Origin of the sequence: Streptomyces sp. NPDC085524, from assembly GCF_044541755.1 — a bacterium.
Classification (GTDB): Bacteria; Actinomycetota; Actinomycetes; order Streptomycetales; family Streptomycetaceae; genus Streptomyces.
In genome coordinates this window covers 20,957-42,879 of the sequence record NZ_JBITTH010000012.1, presented here as the reverse complement: position 1 = coordinate 42,879, position 21,923 = coordinate 20,957, and the positions used below count along the sequence as shown (strand labels likewise).

General features: G+C 73.1%; 20 protein-coding genes. 11 read left to right on the top strand and 9 right to left on the bottom strand.

Annotation, left to right across the window (positions count from 1 at the left end):
• Positions 1 to 61: 61 nt before the first annotated feature.
• The 6 genes from ACIGFK_RS19920 to ACIGFK_RS19895 all read right to left on the bottom strand — a co-directional run bounded on the left by ACIGFK_RS19920 (position 62) and on the right by ACIGFK_RS19895 (position 6,505).
• Entirely contained in the window at positions 62 to 1,249 is a 1,188-nt protein-coding gene (locus ACIGFK_RS19920) for an acyl-CoA dehydrogenase family protein (RefSeq protein WP_376660611.1), read from the bottom strand.
• Positions 1,250 to 1,321: 72 nt separating this feature from the next.
• Positions 1,322 to 2,491 (bottom strand): acyl-CoA dehydrogenase family protein, encoded by a 1,170-nt coding sequence (locus tag ACIGFK_RS19915; RefSeq protein ID WP_376660612.1) that lies wholly within the window; start codon positions 2,489 to 2,491, stop codon positions 1,322 to 1,324.
• Positions 2,492 to 2,534: 43 nt separating this feature from the next.
• A complete protein-coding gene (locus tag ACIGFK_RS19910; protein ID WP_400052915.1) occupies positions 2,535 to 4,604 on the bottom strand; it encodes an acetate--CoA ligase family protein in 2,070 nt (689 codons plus the stop codon).
• A 1-nt stretch (position 4,605) separates the two neighbouring features.
• Entirely contained in the window at positions 4,606 to 4,797 is a 192-nt protein-coding gene (locus ACIGFK_RS19905) for a ferredoxin (RefSeq protein ID WP_376660614.1), read from the bottom strand.
• Positions 4,794 to 6,107 carry an NADH-ubiquinone oxidoreductase-F iron-sulfur binding region domain-containing protein gene (locus ACIGFK_RS19900; RefSeq protein ID WP_400052913.1) on the bottom strand — a complete coding sequence of 438 codons (1,314 nt, stop codon included), beginning with the start codon at positions 6,105 to 6,107 and terminating at the stop codon, positions 4,794 to 4,796. Before ACIGFK_RS19900 ends, ACIGFK_RS19905 begins: the two co-directional genes overlap by 4 nt.
• Positions 6,104 to 6,505, bottom strand: coding sequence for a hypothetical protein (locus ACIGFK_RS19895; protein WP_376660616.1), 402 nt, complete (start codon positions 6,503 to 6,505; stop codon positions 6,104 to 6,106). Before ACIGFK_RS19895 ends, ACIGFK_RS19900 begins: the two co-directional genes overlap by 4 nt.
• Positions 6,506 to 7,067: 562 nt before the next feature.
• Here ACIGFK_RS19895 and ACIGFK_RS19890 point away from each other — a divergent pair.
• From ACIGFK_RS19890 to ACIGFK_RS19845, 10 genes are all read left to right on the top strand, one after another.
• Positions 7,068 to 8,258: an aromatic ring-hydroxylating dioxygenase subunit alpha gene (locus tag ACIGFK_RS19890; protein ID WP_376660617.1), complete on the top strand. Its 1,191-nt coding sequence runs from the start codon at positions 7,068 to 7,070 to the stop codon at positions 8,256 to 8,258.
• A gap of 133 nt (positions 8,259 to 8,391) precedes the next feature.
• Complete coding sequence (locus tag ACIGFK_RS19885; RefSeq protein ID WP_376660618.1) at positions 8,392 to 9,522, top strand: spermidine/putrescine ABC transporter substrate-binding protein; 1,131 nt, start codon at positions 8,392 to 8,394, stop codon at positions 9,520 to 9,522.
• 85 nt (positions 9,523 to 9,607) lie between these two features.
• Positions 9,608 to 10,429 carry an ABC transporter permease gene (locus tag ACIGFK_RS19880; protein ID WP_376660619.1) on the top strand — a complete coding sequence of 274 codons (822 nt, stop codon included), beginning with the start codon at positions 9,608 to 9,610 and terminating at the stop codon, positions 10,427 to 10,429.
• Positions 10,426 to 11,256: an ABC transporter permease gene (locus ACIGFK_RS19875; protein WP_386465463.1), complete on the top strand. Its 831-nt coding sequence runs from the start codon at positions 10,426 to 10,428 to the stop codon at positions 11,254 to 11,256. Before ACIGFK_RS19880 ends, ACIGFK_RS19875 begins: the two co-directional genes overlap by 4 nt.
• A 5-nt stretch (positions 11,257 to 11,261) precedes the next feature.
• Positions 11,262 to 12,368, top strand: a complete 1,107-nt coding sequence (locus ACIGFK_RS19870; protein WP_376660621.1) for an ABC transporter ATP-binding protein — start codon at positions 11,262 to 11,264, stop codon at positions 12,366 to 12,368.
• Positions 12,369 to 12,385: 17 nt separating this feature from the next.
• Entirely contained in the window at positions 12,386 to 13,702 is a 1,317-nt protein-coding gene (locus ACIGFK_RS19865) for a flavin monoamine oxidase family protein (RefSeq protein ID WP_386465459.1), read from the top strand.
• A gap of 55 nt (positions 13,703 to 13,757) precedes the next feature.
• A complete protein-coding gene (locus tag ACIGFK_RS19860) occupies positions 13,758 to 15,098 on the top strand; it encodes an aldehyde dehydrogenase family protein (protein ID WP_376660624.1) in 1,341 nt (446 codons plus the stop codon).
• A gap of 77 nt (positions 15,099 to 15,175) precedes the next feature.
• Positions 15,176 to 15,391 (top strand): hypothetical protein, encoded by a 216-nt coding sequence (locus ACIGFK_RS19855; RefSeq protein ID WP_386465456.1) that lies wholly within the window; start codon positions 15,176 to 15,178, stop codon positions 15,389 to 15,391.
• 218 nt (positions 15,392 to 15,609) lie between these two features.
• Positions 15,610 to 16,449 carry a class II glutamine amidotransferase gene (locus tag ACIGFK_RS19850; RefSeq protein WP_376660597.1) on the top strand — a complete coding sequence of 280 codons (840 nt, stop codon included), beginning with the start codon at positions 15,610 to 15,612 and terminating at the stop codon, positions 16,447 to 16,449.
• 40 nt (positions 16,450 to 16,489) lie between these two features.
• Entirely contained in the window at positions 16,490 to 17,542 is a 1,053-nt protein-coding gene (locus ACIGFK_RS19845; RefSeq protein WP_376660596.1) for a CorA family divalent cation transporter, read from the top strand.
• Between the two features lie 52 nt (positions 17,543 to 17,594).
• Here ACIGFK_RS19845 and ACIGFK_RS19840 read toward each other — a convergent pair whose 3' ends face one another.
• Both ACIGFK_RS19840 and ACIGFK_RS19835 read right to left on the bottom strand, forming a co-directional pair.
• Positions 17,595 to 17,984 (bottom strand): hypothetical protein, encoded by a 390-nt coding sequence (locus ACIGFK_RS19840; protein WP_376660595.1) that lies wholly within the window; start codon positions 17,982 to 17,984, stop codon positions 17,595 to 17,597.
• Positions 17,985 to 18,058: 74 nt separating this feature from the next.
• Positions 18,059 to 19,435: a hypothetical protein gene (locus tag ACIGFK_RS19835; RefSeq protein ID WP_400052907.1), complete on the bottom strand. Its 1,377-nt coding sequence runs from the start codon at positions 19,433 to 19,435 to the stop codon at positions 18,059 to 18,061.
• Between the two features lie 256 nt (positions 19,436 to 19,691).
• Between ACIGFK_RS19835 and ACIGFK_RS19830 the strand changes: the two genes are divergently transcribed.
• On the top strand, positions 19,692 to 21,032 hold the full coding sequence (locus tag ACIGFK_RS19830; RefSeq protein WP_400052905.1) for a DUF2252 domain-containing protein: 1,341 nt from the start codon (positions 19,692 to 19,694) through the stop codon (positions 21,030 to 21,032).
• Here the strand turns inward: ACIGFK_RS19830 and ACIGFK_RS19825 are convergent.
• Complete coding sequence (locus ACIGFK_RS19825; RefSeq protein ID WP_376660592.1) at positions 20,972 to 21,919, bottom strand: alkaline phosphatase family protein; 948 nt, start codon at positions 21,917 to 21,919, stop codon at positions 20,972 to 20,974. The two genes, ACIGFK_RS19830 and ACIGFK_RS19825, sit on opposite strands and share 61 nt — an antisense overlap.
• Between the last annotated feature and the right edge of the window lie 4 nt (positions 21,920 to 21,923).

Below are 21,923 nucleotides of genomic sequence, written 5' to 3'. Positions count from 1 at the left end.
CCGGCCGCCCGGCCGGCGGCGGCGGTCGCCCGTCCGCCGCCGGTGGACAGTACGTCGTCGGTCACCGGGCGCCCGCGCCCTCGTCGGCCGGCATCTGCAGGACGCCCGTGCCTCGCTTGACGAGTTCACCCGCGATGATCAGGCGCTGGATCTCGGAGGTGCCCTCCCAGATGCGGTCGACGCGCAGTTCGCGGTAGAGGCGCTCGACGGGGTACGAGCGGTCGTAGCCGCGGCCGCCGAAGACCTGCAGGCACCGGTCGACGACCCGGCCGGACGCCTCGCTCGCCGCGAGCTTCGCGACGGCCGCCTTGGCGTGCAGGGTCTTGCGGTCGGCCCGGCCCTCGTCGACCTCCCACGCGACCTGGTGGGTGTAGGCGCGGTTGACGGCGATGTCGACGGCGCAGTCGGCGAGCATGCCCTGGATCAGCTGGAAGTCGGCGATGGGGGAGCCGAACTGGCGCCGCTCCACCGCCCAGTCCCGGGCCAGCTCCAGGACCCGCTCGGCGGCGCCGATCGTGCGCGCGGCGATCATCAGACGCTCCTCGGTGAACCAGGAGCGGGTGATGTCGTAGCCGTTGCCGATCCCCCCGAGCACGGCGTCGTCCGGCACGTGCACGTCGGTGAAGGTGAACTCGGGGTGCTCGTAGACGAAGGTGTGCATCCAGCGCGGCACCCGGGTCATCTCCACGCCGGGGGTGTCCTTGTCGACGAGGAAGAGGGTCGGTGACCCCTCCTCCCCGGCCGCCGCGAGCACGATCATGAAGTCGGCGTGGTCGCCGACCGTGACGAACCACTTCTCGCCGCCCAGCACCCAGCCGTCCGCGGTCCGCGTGGCCGTGGTCCGGATGCTCTGCGGGTCCGAGCCGGCCTCGGGCTCGCTCACCGCGTAGCAGTCGCGGCGCCGGCCCCGGATCACCGGTACCAGGAAGCGTTCGCGCTGCTCGGGGGTGCAGTGCGACAGGGCGTTGGCGGGCCGCCACACCATGTCCCAGAGCGCGCCGGTGAGCCGGCCGAGCTCCGCCTGCACGACGACCTGCTCCAGGATGGTCAGGCCGGCGCCGCCCCACTCCGCGGGCATGTTGACGGCCTGGAGGCCGCTGTCGAGGACGGCGTCGCGGATCTCGGCGTGGGCCTGCGGGGGCAGGCCGTTGTTCTCCTCGCAGTCGGCCTCGTACTTCATGATGAACTCGGTGAGTTCGCGGGCCTTGCCCTGGAGCTCCTGCTGGCGTGCGGTGAGTCGGAAGTCCATGGGGTTCTCGGGGTCCTTTCGGTGGCTCTGGCAGGTGTGGCGGGTGTGGAAGGCGTGGTCGTACGGGCGGTGTCAGCGCGGGAGGGCCAGGACCCGGGTGCCCCGCTTGACGAGTTCGTTGGCGATGATCAGGCGCTGGATCTCGGAGGTGCCCTCCCAGATGCGGTCGACGCGCAGTTCGCGGTACATGCGCTCGACGGGGTAGGTGCGGTCGTAGCCGCGGCCGCCGAAGATCTGCAGGCACCGGTCGACGACCCGCCCCGCGGCCTCGCTCGCCGCGAGCTTCGCCGTCGAGGCCTTGGCGTGCAGGGTCTTGGGGTCGGTCCCGGGCTGATCGGCCTCCCAGGCGACCTGGTGGGTGTAGGCGCGGTTGACGGCGATGTCGACGGCGCAGTCGGCGAGCATGCCCTGGATCAGCTGGAAGTCGGCGATGCGGGAGCCGAACTGGCGCCGCTCGACTGCCCAGTCACGGGCCAGCTCCAGAGCCCGCTCGGCGGCGCCGACGGTCCGGGCGGCGATCATCAGCCGCTCGTCGGTGAACCACTCCTTGGTCAGTTCGTAGCCGTTGCCGACCCCGCCCAGCACGTCCTCGTCGGGGACGAAGACGTCGGTGAAGGTGAACTCGGGGTGCCCGTTGACCGCGGAGTGCATGAACCGGGGGACCCGCGTCATCTCGACCCCGGGCGCCTGCTTGTCGACGAAGAAGAGGGTCGCCGCCCGCTCCGGCCCCGCGTCGGCCTGCACCAGCAGGAAGTCCGCGATGTCACCGCAGGTCACGAACCACTTCTCGCCGTTCAGCAGCCAGCCGCCGTCCACCCGGTCGGCGGTGCTCGTGCCCGAGCCCGGGTCCGAGCCCGCACCCGGCTCGGTCACCGCGAACGCGTCGAACCGCTCGCCGCGGATGACGGGCAGCAGGTACTTCTCCCGCTGCGCCTCGGTGCCGTACGCCAGGACGTTCGCGGGCCGCCAGGGGATGTCCCACAGGCAGTTGGTGACCTTGCCGAACTCCTCCTCGACGATGACCTGGTCGAGCAGGCACAGCCCGGCGCCGCCCCATTCGGCGGGCATGTTGATCGCGTAGACGCCGGCGTCGATCGCGGCGCGGGTCAGCTCCCGGACGGTGTCCGCGGGCAGCGGGCCGCCCGCTTCCTCCGACCGGTCCTCGTACGCCATCAGCAAGTGGGTGTAGGCGGCGGCGCGGGTCTTGAGCTCGGTCTGCTCGGGCGTGTAGCGGAAGTCCATGGTCCTCTTGCTCTCCTTCGGGAAGGGGGGATCTCGGCGGGCCTCAGCCCAGGACGGCGCGGGCGTCCAGGGCCAGTGCCCCGTCGGGGCGCACCAGCAGTGGGTTGACCTCCAGTTCGGCGATCTCCGGATGGGCGGCGGCGACCTCGGTGATCCGCTCGATCACGGCGGCCGCGGCGGGCACGTCCACCGCCGGCCTGCCGCGCACGCCGTCCAGCAGCGCGCCGGTCCGCAGGCCGCGGAGCAGCTGTTCGGCCCGTGCGGCCGGTACGGGCGCCAGGGCGAACGCCACGTCGCGCAGGGTCTCGGTGAGCACGCCGCCCAGCCCGACCATCGCCACCGGCCCGAACCGCGGGTCGCGGTTCACCCCGACGATCAGCTCGACGCCGTCGGAGAGGTCGGCCATCGCCTCCAGCGAGTAGGCGGCGGCACCGAGCCGCGCGTGCATCTGCCGGTACGCGGCCAGCAGCGCGTCCCGGTCGGGCAGGCGCAGGGCCACCCCGCCGGCGTCGGACTTGTGCAGCAGGTGCAGTGCCTTGAGCACGTACGGGCCTTCGAACTCGTCCGCAGCGGACAGCAGATCGCCCTCGTCGATGACCTCGCGGGCCGCCGGGAACGGCACTCCCGCTGCGGCCAGCAGCGCCCGCACCCCGTGGTACCCGGGGTCCCCCAGCTGTACGGCCGGGGCGGGCAGCGGGGCGATGCCGGGCGCGCCGGCGGCCGCCCGCCCGGTGATCGCCGCCAGCGCGCGGGCGGCGTCCTCGGTGGCGGAGAACACCGGGACCCCGGCCTCGGCCAGCACCCGGCAGCTCGGCGACGCGGGATACATCGACTGCACGACCAGGGGCTTCGCCGCGGTCGCGAGGTGGGCGACGATCTCCTTGGCGGCCCTGGTCTCGCCGTCGGCGAGCACCGAGCCGCCGGCCGGGCCGCCGCCCAGACCGCCTTCGGAAGCGGCGTACCCGCCGAAGTAGCCGGTCATCAGGACGGCGTCGACCTCGTCGGCGGCGAGGAGTTCCCCGACCGTGTCCGCGTACGAGAGGGGCCGCTGTTCGCCCATCCCGGCCAGGTCCACCGGGTTGCCGACGGAGGACTGCTCCCAGAGCACGGCCCGCAGCCTGTCCTGCGTCGGCCCGCCGAGTTCCGGTACCTCGAGCCCGGCGTCCTCGGCCGCGTCCGCGGCGACCGCTCCGTGGCCGCCGCCGTCGGTGAAGACCGCCGTGCGCCGTCCCCTCGTACGGGCCCCCGCGCTCAGCGCGGCCAGTACGACCGTCATCTCCCGCGGCGTGGCCACGAGTTCGACCCCGGCGTCGAGGCAGGCGGCCGCGACCACGTCCGCCGAGGTGGTGAGCGCCCCGGTGTGGGACTGGGCGCTGCGCGCGGAGGCGGTGCCGCGCCCGGCGGTGAGCAGGACCACCGGCTTGCCCGCCGCGGCGGCGGCCCGGGCGAAGGCCCTGCCGTCGCCGAAGTCCTCGGCGTACACGGCGATCGCGGCGGTGGCCTCGTGCCGGGAGCAGTCCTCGACGAGGTCGACGAGGGTGACGTCGGCCTGGTTGCCCAGGGAGACGAACCGGGAGAAGCCGAGGCCGTGCGGGGCGCCGCGGAGCTGGAGTTCGAGGGCGAGGTTGCCGCTCTGGCTCAGGAGGGCGACACCGCCGGGTGCGAAGCGGTCCGAAGCGAGGTGGAGCTCGGTCGTGTTGTCGGCGATGCCCAGGCAGTTGGGCCCGACGAGGACGGCCCCGGCCTCCCGGACGCGTGCGACGACCGCGCGCTGCCGGGCCAGTCCCGCGGGCCCGGCCTCGGCGAAGCCCGCGGTGATGGCGACGATCGCCTTCGCCCCGCAGGCCAGGGCGTCCTCGACGGCTGCCTCGAAGCCGCTGCCGGGGACGGAGATCACCACCAGCTCGACCGGCTCGCCGATCGCGGCGAGGGAGGGGGCCGCCGGCCTGCCGAGAACGGTGCCGCCACGCCGGTTCACCAGGTGCACCGGGCGGCGCCCGTCGGCGCGCAGCGCCTGGGAGGCGACGGCATGGCCGTACTTCGCGGGGTCGTCGCTGGCGCCGACGACGGCGACGGAACGGGGGTCGAAGAGCGCGGTCAGATCGCGTCCCACGTCACTTCTCCACTCGGAGGGCGGAATTGGGGCAGCTCGCGGCGCAGGCGCGGGCCGCTTCCTCGCTGCCGGGCGGGACGGCGAGGGCGATGACCTTCGCGTAGCCCCATTCGTCGAGTTCGATCAGCTCGGGTGCGGGTTCCTGGCACAGCCCGTAGCCCTGGCAGCGGGTGGAGTCCAGCAGGAGTTTCATGACGTCCCTTTCAGTACGGGCGACGGCCGAAGGGAGAGGGGAACGCGGGACGGGGGCGCGTCCGCGACCTCCGGTACGCGCACGGCCAGACGGCGCCCGCGGCCGTCTCCGGCCGGGGTGGCGGCGCAGTCGGGGCAGGACCTGCGCAGATGGGAGCGGACGCGTTCGGGGAAGGCGCGCAGGAGGCTTCCGGCGGTGGCCGCGGCGGCGTCGAGCAGGCCGCAGGCGCCGCGGCCGGGCAGGCCCTGCGCCCACCGCTCCAGCCGTGCCGGGGCGTCCGGGCCGGCCGTGCCCGCGGCGAGCGCGTGGACGGTGTCGCGGATCGCGGCGGTGCCGGAGACGCACACCCCGCACTGCCGTGTGCTCTCGGCGGCGAGGTGGCCGACCGCGTCGGCGGCGGTGGCCACCGGGCAGGCCCCGGCGGCGAGGAAGCGGATCGCTCCGCAGCCCAGCGCCGTGCCCGCCGCGGCGAGGGCGCCGGGTTCGAGGGGGAGGTCCAGGGAGCGGGCGTCGACGAGTCCGCCGAACAGCCCGCCCATGAGGGCACCGGCCGCGTCGGGGATGCCGTGCCCGGCCGCCAGGGTGCGCAGGGGAATCCCGTACGGGACTTCGGTGAGCACGGGGACGGCGTTTCCGCCGGACACCGTCACCAGGGTGGAGCGGGCGATGGTCCCGCGCAGCTCCGGGTGCGCGGCGGTGAGCGCGATGCGGGCGAGGGTCTCGACGTTGGAGACCAGGGTGGGTGCGCCCCCGACACCCCGCTCGAACGGCCGGGGAGGCTTGGCCGTGGGGAGGGCGGGCCCGCCGTCGATCCGGCGGACGACCGCGCTCTCCTCGCCGGCCACGTAGGTGTGGGCGGTCTCCACGACCTCCACCGGCAGGTCCGGCTCGCGTTCGGCGAGGGCCCGGCGGACGCGTGCGCCCGCCTCCGGGTCGGAGTGGTAGACGTAGCCGCGTACGGCGCCGGTGACCGCGGCGGCGAGGGCGAGACCGTCGAGGACCAGGTGGGGCCTGGCCCGCAGCAGCCATCGGTCCTTGACCGAGCCGGGTTCCCCCTCCTCGCCGTTCGCCACCACCACCGGGATCCCGCCCTGATCGCGGACGGCGCGGAGCTTGACGGCGGCGGGGAAGCCGGCCCCGCCGCGCCCGCGCAGACCGGAGGCGGAGAGGTGGCCCAGCAGCGCGTCCGGGCCGGTGGTGCCGGCGTAGCCGCCGGTCGTCCCGTAGGCCTCGGCGCTCTCCGCCACGTCCGGTGCCGCTCCGAGTGCGGAGCCGGGGGACCGTGTCGTCGGGAGTCGGATGGCGGTCATCGGCTGGTTCCTGTCCGGGGGTCGGTGCGCAGGTGCCGTACCGCGCGCTCGAGCGCGGTGCGGTCCTCGGCGGTGCGGTCGTATCCCGATCCCGGGAGGCCGATGAGCATGCGGTGGTGGTCGAGGACCACCTCGGCGGCGTGCAGGGCGGCCGCACGGTCGTCCTGCTCCGCGCGGGCGGCCGCGGTGGTCACCAGCGCGGTGACCTCGGCCAGGTAGCGCAGCCAGCCGTGCCGGCTGCCGTGCAGGACGAGGCGTTCCACGCGGCGCCGCTCGGCAGCGGTCAGCGCGGCCCGTTCCGTACGCGCCGAAGCGCGCAGGGCGGCGACCGCTGCGGGGAGCTCCCGCTCGGGTTCGGGGGTGAGCCCGAGCCAGTCCAGACGCCGACGACCGCTCATGCGTGCCTCCGGGAGGAGTGGGGTGGGTGGGGCACACGGTGCAGGCGATGGCACGCGGTGCAAGAGATGCATGTGGCGCAGGCAGTGCAGGCAGTGCGAGCGCTGCAAGCAGTGCCAACGGTGCATGCCGTGCAGGTGATGAAGGCGGTGCGGTTGATGCGGGCCCGGGTGAAGACCGGGGCGGGGCCGGCCGGCTTCGCCTGCGGGACGAATGCCCGCACATGCCGGAGAGGCGACAGACAGCACGCTCACTGACCGATCGGTCAGTCATAAATGACGCTAGCTGACCGATCGGTCAGCGCACAAGTCTTGACCCGGCGGAAACGAGCCAGCAATCTGACTGTCCAATCGGTCAGCGAGATTCCGGCGTCCGTCCGGACCGCCATGCCGTAGGCCGCTTCTTCCGGACCTTGCCCGACCCGCGCCGCCCGGGACCGCACCTCGCCGGGCCGGCGGAGCAGGATCGACCGGCGAGATCGGGAAGAGACGACCTCACCGGTTCGGCCTCGACACCGACCGTGGACACCGATTCGACGCACGGCAGGCACGGAGGAGTCATCCGATGCAGTCCAGAGCCCCCGAAGCCCAGCTCGACCCGCCCGGTCGGGACATTCCCGGCCCCGCGCTGTCGGCCCGCTACTACACGGATCCCGACACCGCCGCCGCGGAGACGGAGCACGTCTTCGCCAGGTCCTGGCAACTCGTCTGCCACGAATCCGACCTGCCCGCCACCGGAGCCAGGCTCGCCGCCACGGTCGCCGGCCGGGAGGTCCTGGTGGTCCGCACCGAGGACGGCTCCCTGGCCGCCCACCTCAACGTGTGCCGCCATCGCGGAACGCGCCTGGTCACCGCCCCCGAACCGGAGGGGAAGGCGATCCGCTGCCCCTACCACGGCTGGACCTACCGCCTCGACGGCAGCCTCGTCGGCGCCCCCGAAGCCCGGCAGATCCCCTGCCTCGACAAGCCCGGGCTCGGCCTCTTCCCGGCCCGCGTCGAGTCCTTCCTCGGCTTCGTCTTCGTCAACCTCGCCCCGGACGCCGTACCGCTCGCCAAGAGCTGCGCCGGACTCGCCGAGGCGGTCGGCCACTACGCCGACGCGGACCTGGTGCCGGTCGGCCGCGACCGGATCCACGACCTGGCCCGCGCCGAGGTCCAGGAAGCCAACTGGAAGGTGGCGGTCGACAACTACCTGGAGGGCTACCACGTCCCGGTGGCCCACCCCGGACTCATGCGCCTGCTCGACTACCAGGGCTACAGCTGCGAACTGGACGAGTCCTACGCCCTGTTCGCATCACCCCTGCGGGACAAGCCGTCCTCGAACTGGGCCGAACGCCTCTACCAGCGCATTGCCGCCCCCATGCCGGGCCTCGCCGAGGCGGACCGCCGGGTCTGGCGGTACGCCGTCATCTACCCGAACACCCTCATCGACTTCTACCCCGACCACGTGCTGGCCTGGACCGCGATCCCGACGGCGGTGGACCGCGTGGCGGTACCCGGGGCCTTCTACACGCGCCGCGGCACCGGCCTGCGCACCCGTCTGGCCCGGCGCCTGAACATCCACATCGGCTGGATCACCAACGACGAGGACGCCGAGCTGGTCGCCCGCGTACAGAAGGGGCTCACCACCCCCGGGTTCGAACCCGGGCCCCTCTCCCGCCGCGAGTCGGCCGTCGGCTGGTTCGCCGGCCGCATCCGGGCCGACCTCGCCGCCTCCGACGCCGCCTCCTGCACCGACGACGACGCCCGGCCCTGACCGGCACGGCCGCAACCCCCCACGCCCCCAAGCGCCGCCCGTTCGATCTCCCCGCAGTTCCCCCCTCCCCCCGCAGTTTCCCCCCGCAGTTCCCCCCCGCCGTTCCCCACGGCCCCCTACGGAGAGGACCCCGATGTCCCCCGAGGCACACTCCCTGACCAGACGCTCCTTCCTCCGGGCCGGCACCGCCGCGACCCTCGGCCTCACGGCGGCCGGATGCGGATTCGCATCCGGCGACGACCCGGCCGGCAAGGCCGCCGAGGAGACGCCGATCGACGTCAAGGTCGACGGCGACCTGGTCTATTTCAACTGGGCCGACTTCGTCGACCCGGCCGTCTTCGAAGGCTTCCAGAAGGAGTACGGCGTCAAGGTCATCCAGTCGAACTACGACTCGATGGAAGGCATGGCCGCCAAGATCAACGCCGGCAACCGCTACGACATCGTCTTCCCGACGGCGAAGTGGTCGCAGCGCCTCGCCGCCGGAGGCAAGCTGCGCACGATCGACCACGCCCGGCTGAAGAACGCGGAAGCCGTGTTCGGCGGCTACGACTACTTCGCCGACCCCTGGTACGACCCCGGCTCCCGGCACACCGTCCCCTTCACCATGTACAAGACCGGCATCGGCTGGCGCCGGGACCGGCTCGGGGACCTGACCGGATCCTGGGCCGACCTGTGGAACGAGCGGGCCAAGAGCAAGGTCTTCGTGCTCGACGACCGCGACGAGGTGCTCGGCATGGGCGCCCTCAAGGCCGGCGTCGGCCTCAGCACCGAAGACCCGGACGAGCTCGCACGGGTCACCGAGACCCTGCACTCGCTCCGCCCCCGCCTGCGCGGCTTCTCCAGCGACAGCTACAACAACCTCCTCAACGGCAACGCCGACATCACCCAGGCGTGGAGCGGGGACATGGCCGCCATGCTCGCCCAGGCCGAGGACCCGACGGTCTTCGGCTTCGAAATCGCCAAGGAGGGCGCCCCCGTCAACTCCGACTGCTACGCCATCCCCGCGGGCGCGGAGCACCCCGGGACCGCGATGCTCTTCATCGACTACATGCTCCGCCCGGAGAACGTGAAGAAGAACATCGAGTACATCGGCTACCCGATGCCGGTGCGGGGGACCGAGGACACCTACTCCGCGCTCGTGGAGCCCTTCCCCCAGTGCCTGGTGACGGCCGACGACCTCAAGGACGACCACTACTTCCGCAACGTCACGGCGAAGGGCGAACAGCGCCGCGACGCCGCCTGGACCGACGTGAAGGCCGGCTGACATGCCCCGACGCAACCGATCCGGAGCCGCCCGCCCGCCGCGCGGCGGCCCGGCGGCCTCGGAGGCGAGACTGTGGAGCGGGCTCATGCTCCCCGGCACCCTCTGGATGACCGGATTCCTCCTGGCCTCCCTCCTCCTGGTGGCCACCCTCGCCTTCGGCACCACCGACCCGCTCGGGAACCCGCGCTTCGGGCTCAACTTCGAGAACCTCGCCGCACTGGCCGACCCGGCCTACCGGACCGTCCTGCTGCGCTCCCTCGGCTACGCGCTGCTCACCTGCGTCATCTGCCTGGCCGTGGCCTACCCGGTCACGTACGCCATCGCCCTGCGCGGCGGACGCTTCAAGAACCTGCTGATCGCCGCGATCGTCGTACCGTTCTTCGCCAACTACCTGGTGCGCATGTACGGCTGGTCCGTCGTCCTCTCCGACGACGGACCGCTGCTGAAGGCCCTGCGCTCGATCGGCCTCGCCGACGACGGCACCAAGATCCTCCAGACCGGCCCCGGCGTCATCGCCGGACTCGTCTACGGCTTCGTCGTCTTCATGGTCATCCCGTTGTACGCCGCCATGGAGCGCATGGACACCTCGCTCATCGAGGCCGGACGCGACCTCTACGGCGGCCCCCTGCGGACCTTCTTCTTCGTCACCGTCCCCGCCACCCGGCAGGGCGCCGCGGCCGGCAGCGTCCTCGTCTTCCTGCCCGCCATGGGCGACTTCGTCAGCGCACAGCTCATGGGAGGCCCCGACCAGATCATGATCGGCAACCTGATCCAGGACAAGTTCTTCCAGGGCCAGAACTGGCCCCTCGGCTCGGCCCTGACCATGCTGCTCATGGCGGTCCTGCTGCTCGGCATGCTGGGCTACCTGAGGCGCGCCCGCAAGGACGAGGCGGAGGCGGCCCGATGAAGCCCCGCCGCAGCCGCGGAGCCGAGCGCCGGCCCCGCTTCGCCATCGCCGTCACCGCGCTCTTCTTCGCGCTGCTCTACCTCCCCGTCGGCGTCGTCACCCTGTTCTCCTTCAACGCGCAGAAGTCCCTCACCGTCTTCGACGGGTTCAGCCTCCGCTGGTACCGGGAGTTCCTCCGCGACGACGTGCTCATCGGCTCGCTCGGCATGAGCCTGCAGGTGTCCCTCGTCGCCATGGCCGGGTCGCTCGTCCTCGGCGTGACCCTGGCCCTCGGCCTGGTCCGCGCCCGCTCCCGGCTCGGATCCCTCGCGGGCCTGGTGATGCTCGTTCCGCTGATCACTCCGGAGATCGTCACCGGCGTCGCGGCGATGATGCTCTTCAAGGGCCTCGGCATCACCCTGTCCACCACCACCGTGATGCTCGCCGAGATCACCTTCTCCATCTCCTACGTGACGGTCATCCTGCGCTCGCGCATCGCCGCCCTCAACGCGGAGGTCGAAGAGGCCGCGATGGACCTCGGCGCCACCCGCCGGCAGGCCCTCTTCCTGGTCACCCTGCCCGCACTGCTGCCCAGCATCCTGGCCTCCGCGGTGCTGATCTTCGCCCTGGTCTTCGACGACTTCGTCCTCGCCTACTTCACCACCGGCGTCGACCCGCAGCCGCTGTCCGTCCGCATCTACTCGGCGATCAGGTTCGGCGTCCAGCCCACCATCAACGCCGTGGGCACGCTGATGCTGGCCGGATCCGTCGCCCTGATCGTCCTCGCACTCGCCATTCCGCGCCTGATGGGGCGCCGCGGCGGCCTCGACCTGCTCTCCGGGAAGTGATCCCCATGTACCCGACACCCGTGCACCCGACCCCCGCCGTGCGGCTCGATCGCGTGAGCAAGCTGTACTCCGGAGCGGCCGGCACCTACGCCGTGCGCGAGGTCGAACTCGACATAGACCAGGGCGAGTTCTTCTCCCTCCTCGGCCCCTCCGGCTGCGGCAAGACCACCCTGCTGCGGATGACCGGCGGCTTCGCCGACCCCACGGAAGGCAGCGTGCTGCTCGACGGCGAGGACGTCACCGGCCTCCCGCCCAACAAGCGCAACGTCAACACCGTCTTCCAGAGCTACGCCCTCTTCGACCACCTCTCCCTCGCCGACAACGTGGCCTTCGGCCTCAAGCGCAAGGGCGTCGGCCGCGCCGAGATCCGCCGGCGGGTCGCCGACATGCTCGACCTCGTACAGCTCGGGGGACTGGCGGGCCGCAAGCCGCCCACGCTCTCCGGCGGGCAGCGCCAGCGCGTCGCCCTGGCCCGGGCCCTGGTCAACCGGCCCCAGGTGCTCCTGCTGGACGAGCCGCTGGCCGCCCTCGACCTCAGACTCCGCCGCCAGATGCAGATCGAGCTCAAGCAGATCCAGCGCGAGGTCGGCATCACCTTCGTCTTCGTCACCCACGACCAGGACGAGGCCCTGACCATGTCGGACCGCCTGGCCGTCATGAACGAGGGCCGCATCGAGCAGTGCGGTACGCCCGAGGACGTGTACGAGCGCCCGACGAGCCGCTTCGTGGCCTCCTTCATGGGCACCTCCAACCTCGTCCCCGGTACCTACCGCGCCGGCCGGGTCGTCCTCGACGGGGGCCCCGCCCTGCCCGTCGGCACCCGCCCCGGGGTCCCCGACGGCAGCCGCGTCAGCCTGTCGATCCGCCCCGAGAAGATCTGGCTCTCCGACTTCGAACCGGGCATGGCCACCGTCGGCGGAGTCGTCCGCGAGACCGTCTACTCCGGCCCCACCACCACCTACCTCATCGAACTGGCCCCCGGCGTCACGGTCTCCGTACTGGAGCAGAACACCGTCCGCTCCCGCATGGAGGACCGCTGGAGCGGCGGCGAACAGGTCGAGATCGCCTGGAAGCCCGAACACTGCCTGGTCCTCGACCACGCCGACGCCTGACCGGAGGCACCCCCCCCATGAACCACGACGTCATCGTGCTCGGCGCCGGACTCGCCGGTCTCACCGCCGCACGCGACCTCGCCGCCAAAGGCGCGGACGTGCTCGTCCTGGAGGCCCGCGACCGGGTCGGCGGACGCGTCGAACAGACCGGACTCCCCGACGGCAGGCTCGTCCAGCTCGGAGGCGAGGTCGTCGGCCGGGCCCACACCGCCTACACGGCCCTCGCCGCGGAACTGGGCCTCACCCTGGTCCCCAGCTACGTCGCCGAGCCCGGCGCCCTCGCCCGGGCCACCCCCGAGGGGATCTCCGCCGGCGACCCGCCCCACTGGTTCCGGAGCGGGGACGACGCCAGCCACCGCAAGGTCACCTCGGCCTTCACCGACCTCGCCCGGACCGTCGACCCGGACGACCCGTGGTCCCACCCCGACGCCGCAGCCCTCGACCGGCTCTCCGTCGGCGACTGGCTCCGCTCCCAGGGAGCAGGCCCGGCCGTCGTACGCCTCTGGGAGATCGGCCAGCTCGCCCTCGCCGACGGCTCGTACGAGCGCACCTCGCTGCTCGCCGCCCTGCGCAAGAACGCGGCCGTGCCCGGCCCCGGCCACTACGACTACGAGGCCTGGGAGGGCCTGCGGGTCGCCGAGGGTTCCGCCACCGTCGCCCTGCGCATGGCCGAGGGCCTCGGCGCCCGCATCCGTACCGGCGCTCCCGTCGAGGCGGTCGCGGTGCGCCGCCCGAGGGGCTGCGCCGTACGGATCGCGGGCGGCGAGACCCTCACCGCCGCCGCCGTCGTCAGCGCCCTCCCCGCGGGCCCGCTGCGCTCGGTCGCCGTCAGCGGCGTCTCCGAGGCCCGCCTCGCCTCGCTGCACCGCCAGCGCCACGCCCTCGCGGCCAAGTTCACCGCCGCCTACGAGACCCCGTTCTGGCGGGAGCGGGGCCTGAGCGGACTCTCCGAATGCGAAGGCGTCCTCGGCAGCACCTGGCCGCAGGGCGACGGCATCCTCTCCGCCCTCGTTCCGCCCGAACGCTACGGCGTCCTGCTCGGCATCCCCGGCCCGCTGCGCACCCCCGAGCTGCTGGCCGACATGGCCCGCCTCTACGGCGAGGAGGCCCACCGGCCGCTCACCACCCACCTGCGGCTGTGGGGCACCGACCCGTGGACCCAGGGCTACGTCACCCAGTGGACCCCCGGCGACGTGATGGCCGTCGGCCCCCTGCACGGCACCCACGAACCGCCCTTCTACGTCTGCGGCTCCGACCAGTGGGTGGCCGGCTACATGGAGGGCGCCGTACGCACCGGACGCGACGCCGCGCAGGAGGTGCTGAGCCGTGGCTGACGCCCTGCGCAACCACATCGGCGGCACCGACCGCCCCGCCGCCTCCGGCGCCACCATGGAACTGACCGACCCCGCCACCGGCGAGGTCCACGGCCGCGCTCCCCGCTCCGGCCGCGCCGACACGGACGCCGCCTGCGCCGCGGCGGCAGCCGCGCTCCCAGGCTGGTCCGCGACCACCCCGGCCGCGCGCCAGCGGGCCCTGCTCGGCATCGCGGACGCGATCGAGGCGTACGCGGACGAGCTCACGGCCGCCGAGACCGCGGACACCGGCAAGCCGGCCGAGCGGTTCCGGACCGACGAGCTGCCCGCCATCGCCGACACCGTACGGTTCTTCGCGGGCGCCGCACGCACCCTGCCGGGCGCCGCCGCGGCCGAGTACACCGAGGGCCGCACTTCCCTGCTGCGCCGGGAACCGGTCGGCGTCTGCGCCCAGATCACCCCCTGGAACTACCCGCTGATGATGGCGGCCTGGAAGATCGCGCCGGCCCTCGCCGCGGGGAACACGACCGTGCTCAAACCGGCCGACACCACCCCCTCCTCGGCCGTCCTGCTGGCCCGGATCGCGGCCGCCCACCTCCCGCCCGGCGTCCTCAACGTCGTGTGCGGTGACCGCGACACCGGCCGGGCGCTCACCGCGCACCCCGAGGTCGCCCTGATCGCGGTCACCGGCAGCGTACGGGCCGGGCGGGAGATAGCGGCGGCCGCGGCGGCCGGCCTCAAGCGGGTCCACCTGGAGCTCGGCGGCAACGCCCCGGTCGTCGTCCACGAGGACGCGGACGTCGGGGCCGCCGCCGCGGCACTGGCCGAGGTCGCCTACCACAACGCCGGCCAGGACTGCACCGCGCCCACCCGGCTCCTGGTGCACCACCGGGTGCACGACGCGTTCCTGGCGGCCTTCGCCGCAGCCGCCTCCTCGCCGCCGAACCGCGAGGCGGCCTTCGGCCCCCTGAACAGCGCCGCCCAGCTCGCCTCGGTCCAGGGCCTGCTGGAGCGCCTGCCGGCCCACGCCGAGATCGTCACCGGCGGCACCCGGCTCCCGCGCCCCGGCTTCTTCCACGCGGCGACCGTCGTCGCGGGCGTCCGCCAGGACGACGAGATCGTGCAGGAGGAGATCTTCGGCCCCGTCGTCACCGTCCAGCCCTTCGCCGACGAGGCCGAGGCCCTGCACCTCGCCGGCGACGTCCGGTTCGGCCTGGCCGCGAGCGTCTGGACCACCGACCACGACCGCGCCATGCGGGCCACCCGGGCCCTGCGCACCGGCATCGTCTGGGTGAACACCCACGGCACCACCGTCTCCGAGATGCCCCACGGCGGAGTCAAGCACTCCGGCTACGGCAGCGATCTCTCCCTGACCGGCCTCCTGGAGTACACCCGGGCCAAGCACGTCATGCTGTGAGCCCCGCCCCGCCGGGTTTCGGCGGACCGGAGCCGGGCAGCCGCCTCGCGGGGGTCCGGAACGGGAGGAGGCCCACGATGGACGACCAGGGCGGAGCAGGAGGGGTACCGCTGCACGACGACGGTGAGCAGGCCCGGCACCGCAAGCCGCACGCGGACCGCCGGGACGACCGGCGCACGGCGGCCGCCGACACGGACGAGGCCAGCCGCCTCGACCGCCCGCAGCAGCCCGAGAAGGCGAGCGGGAAGACGAGCGACGAGGGGACCCGCTGGGTGGGCCCGAAGCACGGCTGAAACGGGTCCGGTGCACACCGTGCAACGGCCCCGGGCGCCGACGCCCGGGGCCGTTGCACGGTGGCGGCCGGGTCTGTCCCGTGGTGGCGGTTGGCTCGTCACCGCACGTAGGCGAGGACGCACGTGATCACCTTGACCGCGCAGCCGGGGCCGTGCCTGCGGCGACGCGAGGGGGTGCGGGGTTAGGCTCGAAGCCGGCCACGAAAGAGGTGATGCGCATGTGTCGCTGGCTGGCCTTCTACGGCTCGCCGGTGCTCCTCGACACGCTGCTGTACCGCCCGGAGCATTCGCTGATCAACCAGAGCCTGCGCGCCCGGATGGGCGTGGAATCCACGAACGGCGACGGCTTCGGAATCGGCTGGTACACCGCGGACGGCGACCGGACACCGGCGATCTTCCGGGACGTGGGACCCGCCTGGAACAACCGCAACCTGCAGGAACTCGCCGCGCACGTGCGCTCGCCCCTCTTCTTCGCGCACGTCCGGGCCTCGACGGGCTCGGCCATCCAGCAGACCAACTGCCATCCGTTCCGCCACGGCAGGTGGCTGTGGATGCACAACGGCGCCATCTCCGAGTTCGAGCGGCTGCAGCGCGACCTGTACATGGCGGTCGACCCCGCCCTGTTCCCGTCCATCGAGGGTTCCACCGACTCGGAGGTGATGTTCTACCTCGCGGTGACCTTCGGTCTGGACCAGGACGTTCCGGGCGCGGTCGCCCGAATGGCGGGCCTCGTGGAGCGGCTAGGCGCCCAGCACGGAGTGGCCGACCCCCTGCAGATGACGGTGGCGGTCAGCGACGGCACCCGGGTCTGGGCCTTCCGCTACTCCAGCCAGGGCAAGACGCGGTCCCTGTTCTACAGCAGCAAGGCCGAGACCGTCCGTCGGCTGTACCCGGAGCTGGACTACCTGAACAACGTGTCGGACAGCTCCCGCATCGTCGTCTCCGAGCCGCTGGGGGACCTGCCCGGGGTCTGGAACGAGCTCCCCGAAGCCAGCTACGCGGTCATCCCGTCGGACTCCGGCGACGACTACTTCCCCTTCGTCCCCGGGCTTCCCTGAACCACCGGGTTCCGCCGCGCGATCATGAAGGAGGAAGGCCATGATCGTCGACTGCGCACACTACCGGGACGGGCGCCGGCAGCACGAGGGCGCGATGCCGCTGGAGCAGGCGGCCGCGCGCTGCGGGGCGGGCGGATTCGTCTGGCTGGGCATCTTCGAACCGGGGCCCGAGGAGCTGGCCCGGGTCCGGGAGGTCTTCGGCCTCCATGAGCTCGCGGTCGAGGACGCCACGGCCTACCACCTGCGGCCCAAGGCCGAGCAGTACGAGGACGGCACCGAGCTGATCATCCTGCGCACGGCGCGCTACGACGACGAGCGGGAGGAGATCGACACCGGCGAGATCAGCATCTTCCTGGCCGAACACTTCGTGATCACCGTGCGCCAGGGCATCGCGAGCGAGCTGCACGGCGCCCGGAGCCGGCTCGAGAACCGCCCCGAGCTGCTGAAGACCGGCAGTGCCTCGACGCTGTGGGCCATCCTCGACCAGGTCGTCGACAGCTATGCTCCGGTCGTCGGGGAGCTCGAACGCGACATCGAGCAGATCGAGGCCACGGTGTTCTCCGGGGCGGTCGCACCGACCGAGCGGATCTACTCGCTGCGCCGCGAGGCCACCGACTTCTACCGGGCCGTGCACCCGCTGCTGGCCGTGCTCGCGCGGCGTCTGCAGCCGGGCAAGTCACCGCCCGCGCTCCTGCCCTACTTCCGCGACGTCCACGATCACCTGCTGCTGGTCAACGAGGAGGTCGCCGCCCAGCGCGACCTCCTGACCACCGTGCTGGAGGCGAACATCGCGGTGATCTCCGTCGAGCAGAACAAGATCAACCTCCGGCAGAGCGCCACGATGGAGCGGCTCACCGTCCTCGCGTCGGTGTTCCTGCCGCTGTCCTTCGTGGTCGGGTTCTTCGGCCAGAACTTCGGGTGGCTGGTCAGCCACATCAGCAGCCTCACGGCGTTCCTCGTCTTCACCATCGCCGGGCTGCTGCTGCCGTGCCTGCTGCTGTACGTGTGGCTGCGCCGGCGCCGCAGCGATCCGGGCCAGCTGATGCCCGAGCCCACGGGCCCGCCCCGCGGGAGCCCGGGCCCGGTGGGCTGAAGCCGGGGGCTGAGCCGGACCGCGGCGGGGACCCGGGCCCGGCCGCGGGGACCTACGGACCTTCGTCGTAGGTCCCCGCCTCGATCTCGAGGGCGAGTTCCTGGAGCACCTCGATCGCCGAGACGTCCGTCCGCCCGCTGTCGTGCGCGATGGCGAGGCTGGTGAAGGCCAGGCTGAACCCGGAGACCATGGTGTGCAGTGCCGGGCCCAGGGCCTGGGCCACCAGGGATGCCACCTGCTGCGGAGAGGCGTCGGCCGGCACGCTGATCGACGGCAGCATTTCGTTCAGGAGGGTCGTGGCGACTCCGGCCGTCGCCGCGAGGTCGTTGCCCTCGCCGCTCCCGTCGACGCTGACGTCCTCCCCGGTCTCCGCGGCCCGGCGGATCTCCTGGGCCTCGGTGAGGATGCCGATCACTCGCTTGAGTACCTCTGCGCGTTCCATCCTGCGGAGCGTAGCCCCGGATCCGGGGCCACGCGTGCCGCGTCGCAGATGAAGTCGTGCCGGGCCGCGGCCGGTTACCGGGCGACGCGGCCGTTCGCGAGGGGCCATTCGCGGTTGAGGGCGCCGAGCGGGATGCGGCGCTCGAGGACCGGGGTACCGAAGAGGGACAACTGGAGGTGGAGCTGTCCGCTGAGGTCGAAGCCGCCGTACACGGCCCAGGATCCGGATGCCGAGGTCTTGCCGTCCGTGGACGCGGACGCCTTGGCGTCGGCCTCGCCGCGAAGGTAGGGGGCGAAGTCGGCGCTGACGCCGACGGCTCCGTACAGGCCGACGGAGGCCTCGGCGCCGAGAGCGCCCTTGACCCGCCCGGCGGCCGTGACCTCGGCCCTGACCGGCGAGCTCTTCACGGCCGAGGTGCTGACCGGGGTCCAGCCCTTGCCCGCCGCGTAGCTGCCGCCGACGCGGAAGTCGCCCTTGACGTCCTGCTGCACGTCGAGCGTCACCCGGCCGTCGGCCTCCACCTGGACGTAGCAGGTCAGGCTCAGGTTGACGACGACGGGCACGGGGCCCACCTGGATCACGGGAGCGCTGCGGAGCGTGGCGAAGGGGATCCGCCTGGGCGCTCCGGTGCTCGCCGCGGCGCGGCCCTTCAGCTCCCACTTGGAGGACCAGTCGCCGCTCATCCCGAGGAACGCGGAGTGCGGGCCGAAGCCGCCGCCCGGCGTGCCGTCGTACGCGAACTCCACCTTGGGGGCGAGCTGTACGAAGCCCGACACCGAGGCACCGGCCGAGGCGGGTGCGCCCTCGGCGGTGTCGACCGCGGCGTTCACGTCGAGGCGCAGGTTGCCGAGGGGCAGCTCCGCCCCCTTGGGCCCGAACCGCACGCCCTGGCCCTTGGCCCAGGAGAAGGTGACGCCCTTCATCAGCGGCTCGACGGTGACCGATGACGGGTCGACCGGGACGTTGCCGTCGGCCTTGTCCTCCTTGAGGACGGAGGCCAGCGTGGTCGGGGCGGTCTTCACCTCGGTGCCGCGGTCGGTCTTCCCGACGACCTCGGTGACCTTCGCGAGGAGGCCGTCGGGGGCGCCGGGTGCCGGTGCGCTGGCGATGACGTCGTCCACGGCCACGGGGCCCGGGGAGCCGGTGCCGTCCTGAGGGGTGGCGGATATGACGGCCCGGCCGCTGGACTTGTCGTACGAGGCGACCTTCAGGGAGGACTTCTCGGGCCGGCCGTGGCCCGCACGGGCGCGGGCCACGGCCGTCGGGGTGGGGGATCCCTGGGGCGCGGCGGCCACGTCGAGCTGTTGTCCGTCGGCGGCGGCCGACGCGGATGCGGCGGGGTTCTTCGGTTCGCCGGCGGCGCCGGTGCGGGCCGGGGAGGAGCAGGCGGTGGCGGTGAGGGCCAGTGTGGTGAGGCAGGGGAGGAGGAGGCGTCGGGCGAGCGTGCGCACGGAGGGGTGACCTTCGGATTGGGGGGAGGGATTGCCCGTTACTCGTAAGTAACGTCCAATTGATCATGCCATGCGCGCGGAGCGGCAGTCACCTTCGGATTCGGCCAACTCGCTTCCGGTGCAGACAAGTTGAAGATTCACCCAGGTGGCGCGCGTGCCGGGCCCGGACCACCCGCGCGGACGCGTCCGCGGGTGGTGACGTGCGCGCCGGGCGCGGTGCGCTCAGGATGAGGGGACCGGCGGGAAGGAGCGGAGCATGAGCAGCCCGGCCGAGCGGTCCCGACGCGGGCGCGCCGTCCGCAAGAGCGTCAGCCGTGCCTCGCACGGACAGTGGACCGCGTCGCCCGAGCGCCCCGATCCCGTCGCCGTACTGATGAGGCAGGCGGCCGGCCGGGTCCCGGAACTGCTGCCGATCCGCCACGGCCGGATGGCGGCCTCGCCGTTCGCGTTCCTGCGCGGCGCGGCCGCGGTCATGGCCGCCGATCTGGCCGCCGGGCCCCACACGGGCCTGACCGTCCAGCTGTGCGGGGACGCGCACCTGCTGAACTTCGGGGTGTTCGCCTCACCCGAACGCGCCCTGCTCTTCGACCTCAACGACTTCGACGAGACCCTGCCCGGCCCCTTCGAGTGGGACGTGAAGCGGCTCGCGGCGAGCGTCGCGGTGGCGGCCCGCCAGAACGGCCACGGGGACGACTGGGCCCGTGGATCGGCCCTCGCGGCGGTCCGGGCCTACCGGGACACGATCAGGGAGCTCGCCGGGCAGGGCGAGCTGGACGTCTGGTACCACCGGATCGACACCGCCGATCTGCTGCCCCTCATCCGCAAGCCCAAGCTCCGCGGCCGGTTCGAGGCCGGCCTGGCGCGCGCCCGCACCCGCACCAGCCTGCGGGCCCTGGCGAAGCTGACCGAGGTGCGCGAGGAGGGCCGGCGCATCGTCCACGATCCGCCGCTGCTGGAACCGCTGGCCCGGGCGGACGTGCAGGCCGTCGACGCGGTCTTCCGCGAGTACCGCAGCACGCTTCCCGAGGAGCGCCGCCTCCTCCTGGACCGCTACCGGCTCGTCGACGCGGCCCGGAAGGTCGTGGGCGTCGGCAGCGTGGGGACCCGCTGCCACATCGTGCTGCTCACCGGCCGGGACGACGACGACCCGCTCTTCCTGCAGATCAAGGAGGCCGGCCCGTCCGTCCTGCAGGACCACCTCCCGGCCGGCGGCCACGACCACCACGGTCACCGGGTCGTGGCCGGCCAGCGGCTCCTGCAGGCCACGAGCGACATCTTCCTCGGCTGGACGACCGGCCCCGGAGGACGCCACTTCTATGGCCGGCAGCTGCGCGACATGAAGGGATCGGCCGATGTCGCGAGCATGTCCCGGGCCGTCCTCGGCCAGTACGCCGGGCTGTGCGGGCGGGCGCTGGCGCGCGCCCACGCCCGCTCCGGGGACCGCATCGCCATCGCGGGATACATGGGCAACGCCGACACGTTCGACCGTGCCGTCGCCGACTTCGCCCTCCGCTACGCCGACCGGACCGACGCGGATCACGCCCTGCTGACGGCCGCTGTCGCCGACGGCTCCGTCACCGCCATCACCGGCGTCTGAGCCGCGCCCGGCGCGGGGTCCCGCACGGCGGAGCCCGCGGTGAAAGCGGTTCCGTCCAGGGTCCAGTGCGGGTCGGGGGTGATGCCGAGGGCCGTGTAGACGTGGGCGGCGACGTCCGCGTGGTGCAGGGCCGACGGTGCCGTGCCGGGGGAAAGGCCGGGGCCGCACGCGGCGATCCAGGCCGTGCGCTCCAGCGGGCTGCGTCCCCCGTGACCCCCTTCGTCGCGGTGGCCGTGGTCCGTCACCACGATGACCGTCCACTGCTCGCCCCTGTGGCCGGGGCGACGGCGTACGGCGGCGAGGAGCCGGCCGAGCCGCCGGTCCGCGCTCTCGATCGAGCGGCGGTACCCGGGACCGCAGCCCAGGAAGTGTGCGGTCTCGTCGACCGCGCCCAGGTAGACGAAGCCGGCGTGCAGCTCCTCGTCCAGACCGAGGAGGTGTTCCGCATCGGCGGTCACCCGCTCGTCCACCTCCTCCCAGGCCTCGGGGGTGTCCTCGCGGGGCGCGACGTAGCCGAGCCGGGTGGGGGCGGTGAAGAGCGGGCCGCCCTGCCGGGCGAGGAACAGCGGCTCCCAGCCCCCGACGGCGAAGGTGCGCCGCCCGCAGTCGGCGGCGAGGCGGGTGGTGAAGTCCGGGAAGAGGTCGAGGCGGTTTCCGTCGAAGCGGTTGCCCCAGACCCCGTGCTTGGCGACGCCGACCCCGGTGACGATCGTGGCCCAGCACGGGCCCGACATCGTGGGGGTCGAGGCGTCCACCTCGACGGGTGCCAGGAAGCCCGCGCGGGCGATCGAGCCGAGGTGGGGGGTGTCGAGTTCGGGCAGCAGGTCGAGGCGTACCCCGTCGATGCCGACCACCAGTACGCGGGCGGTGTTCCGGGTGGTGTCCATGGGC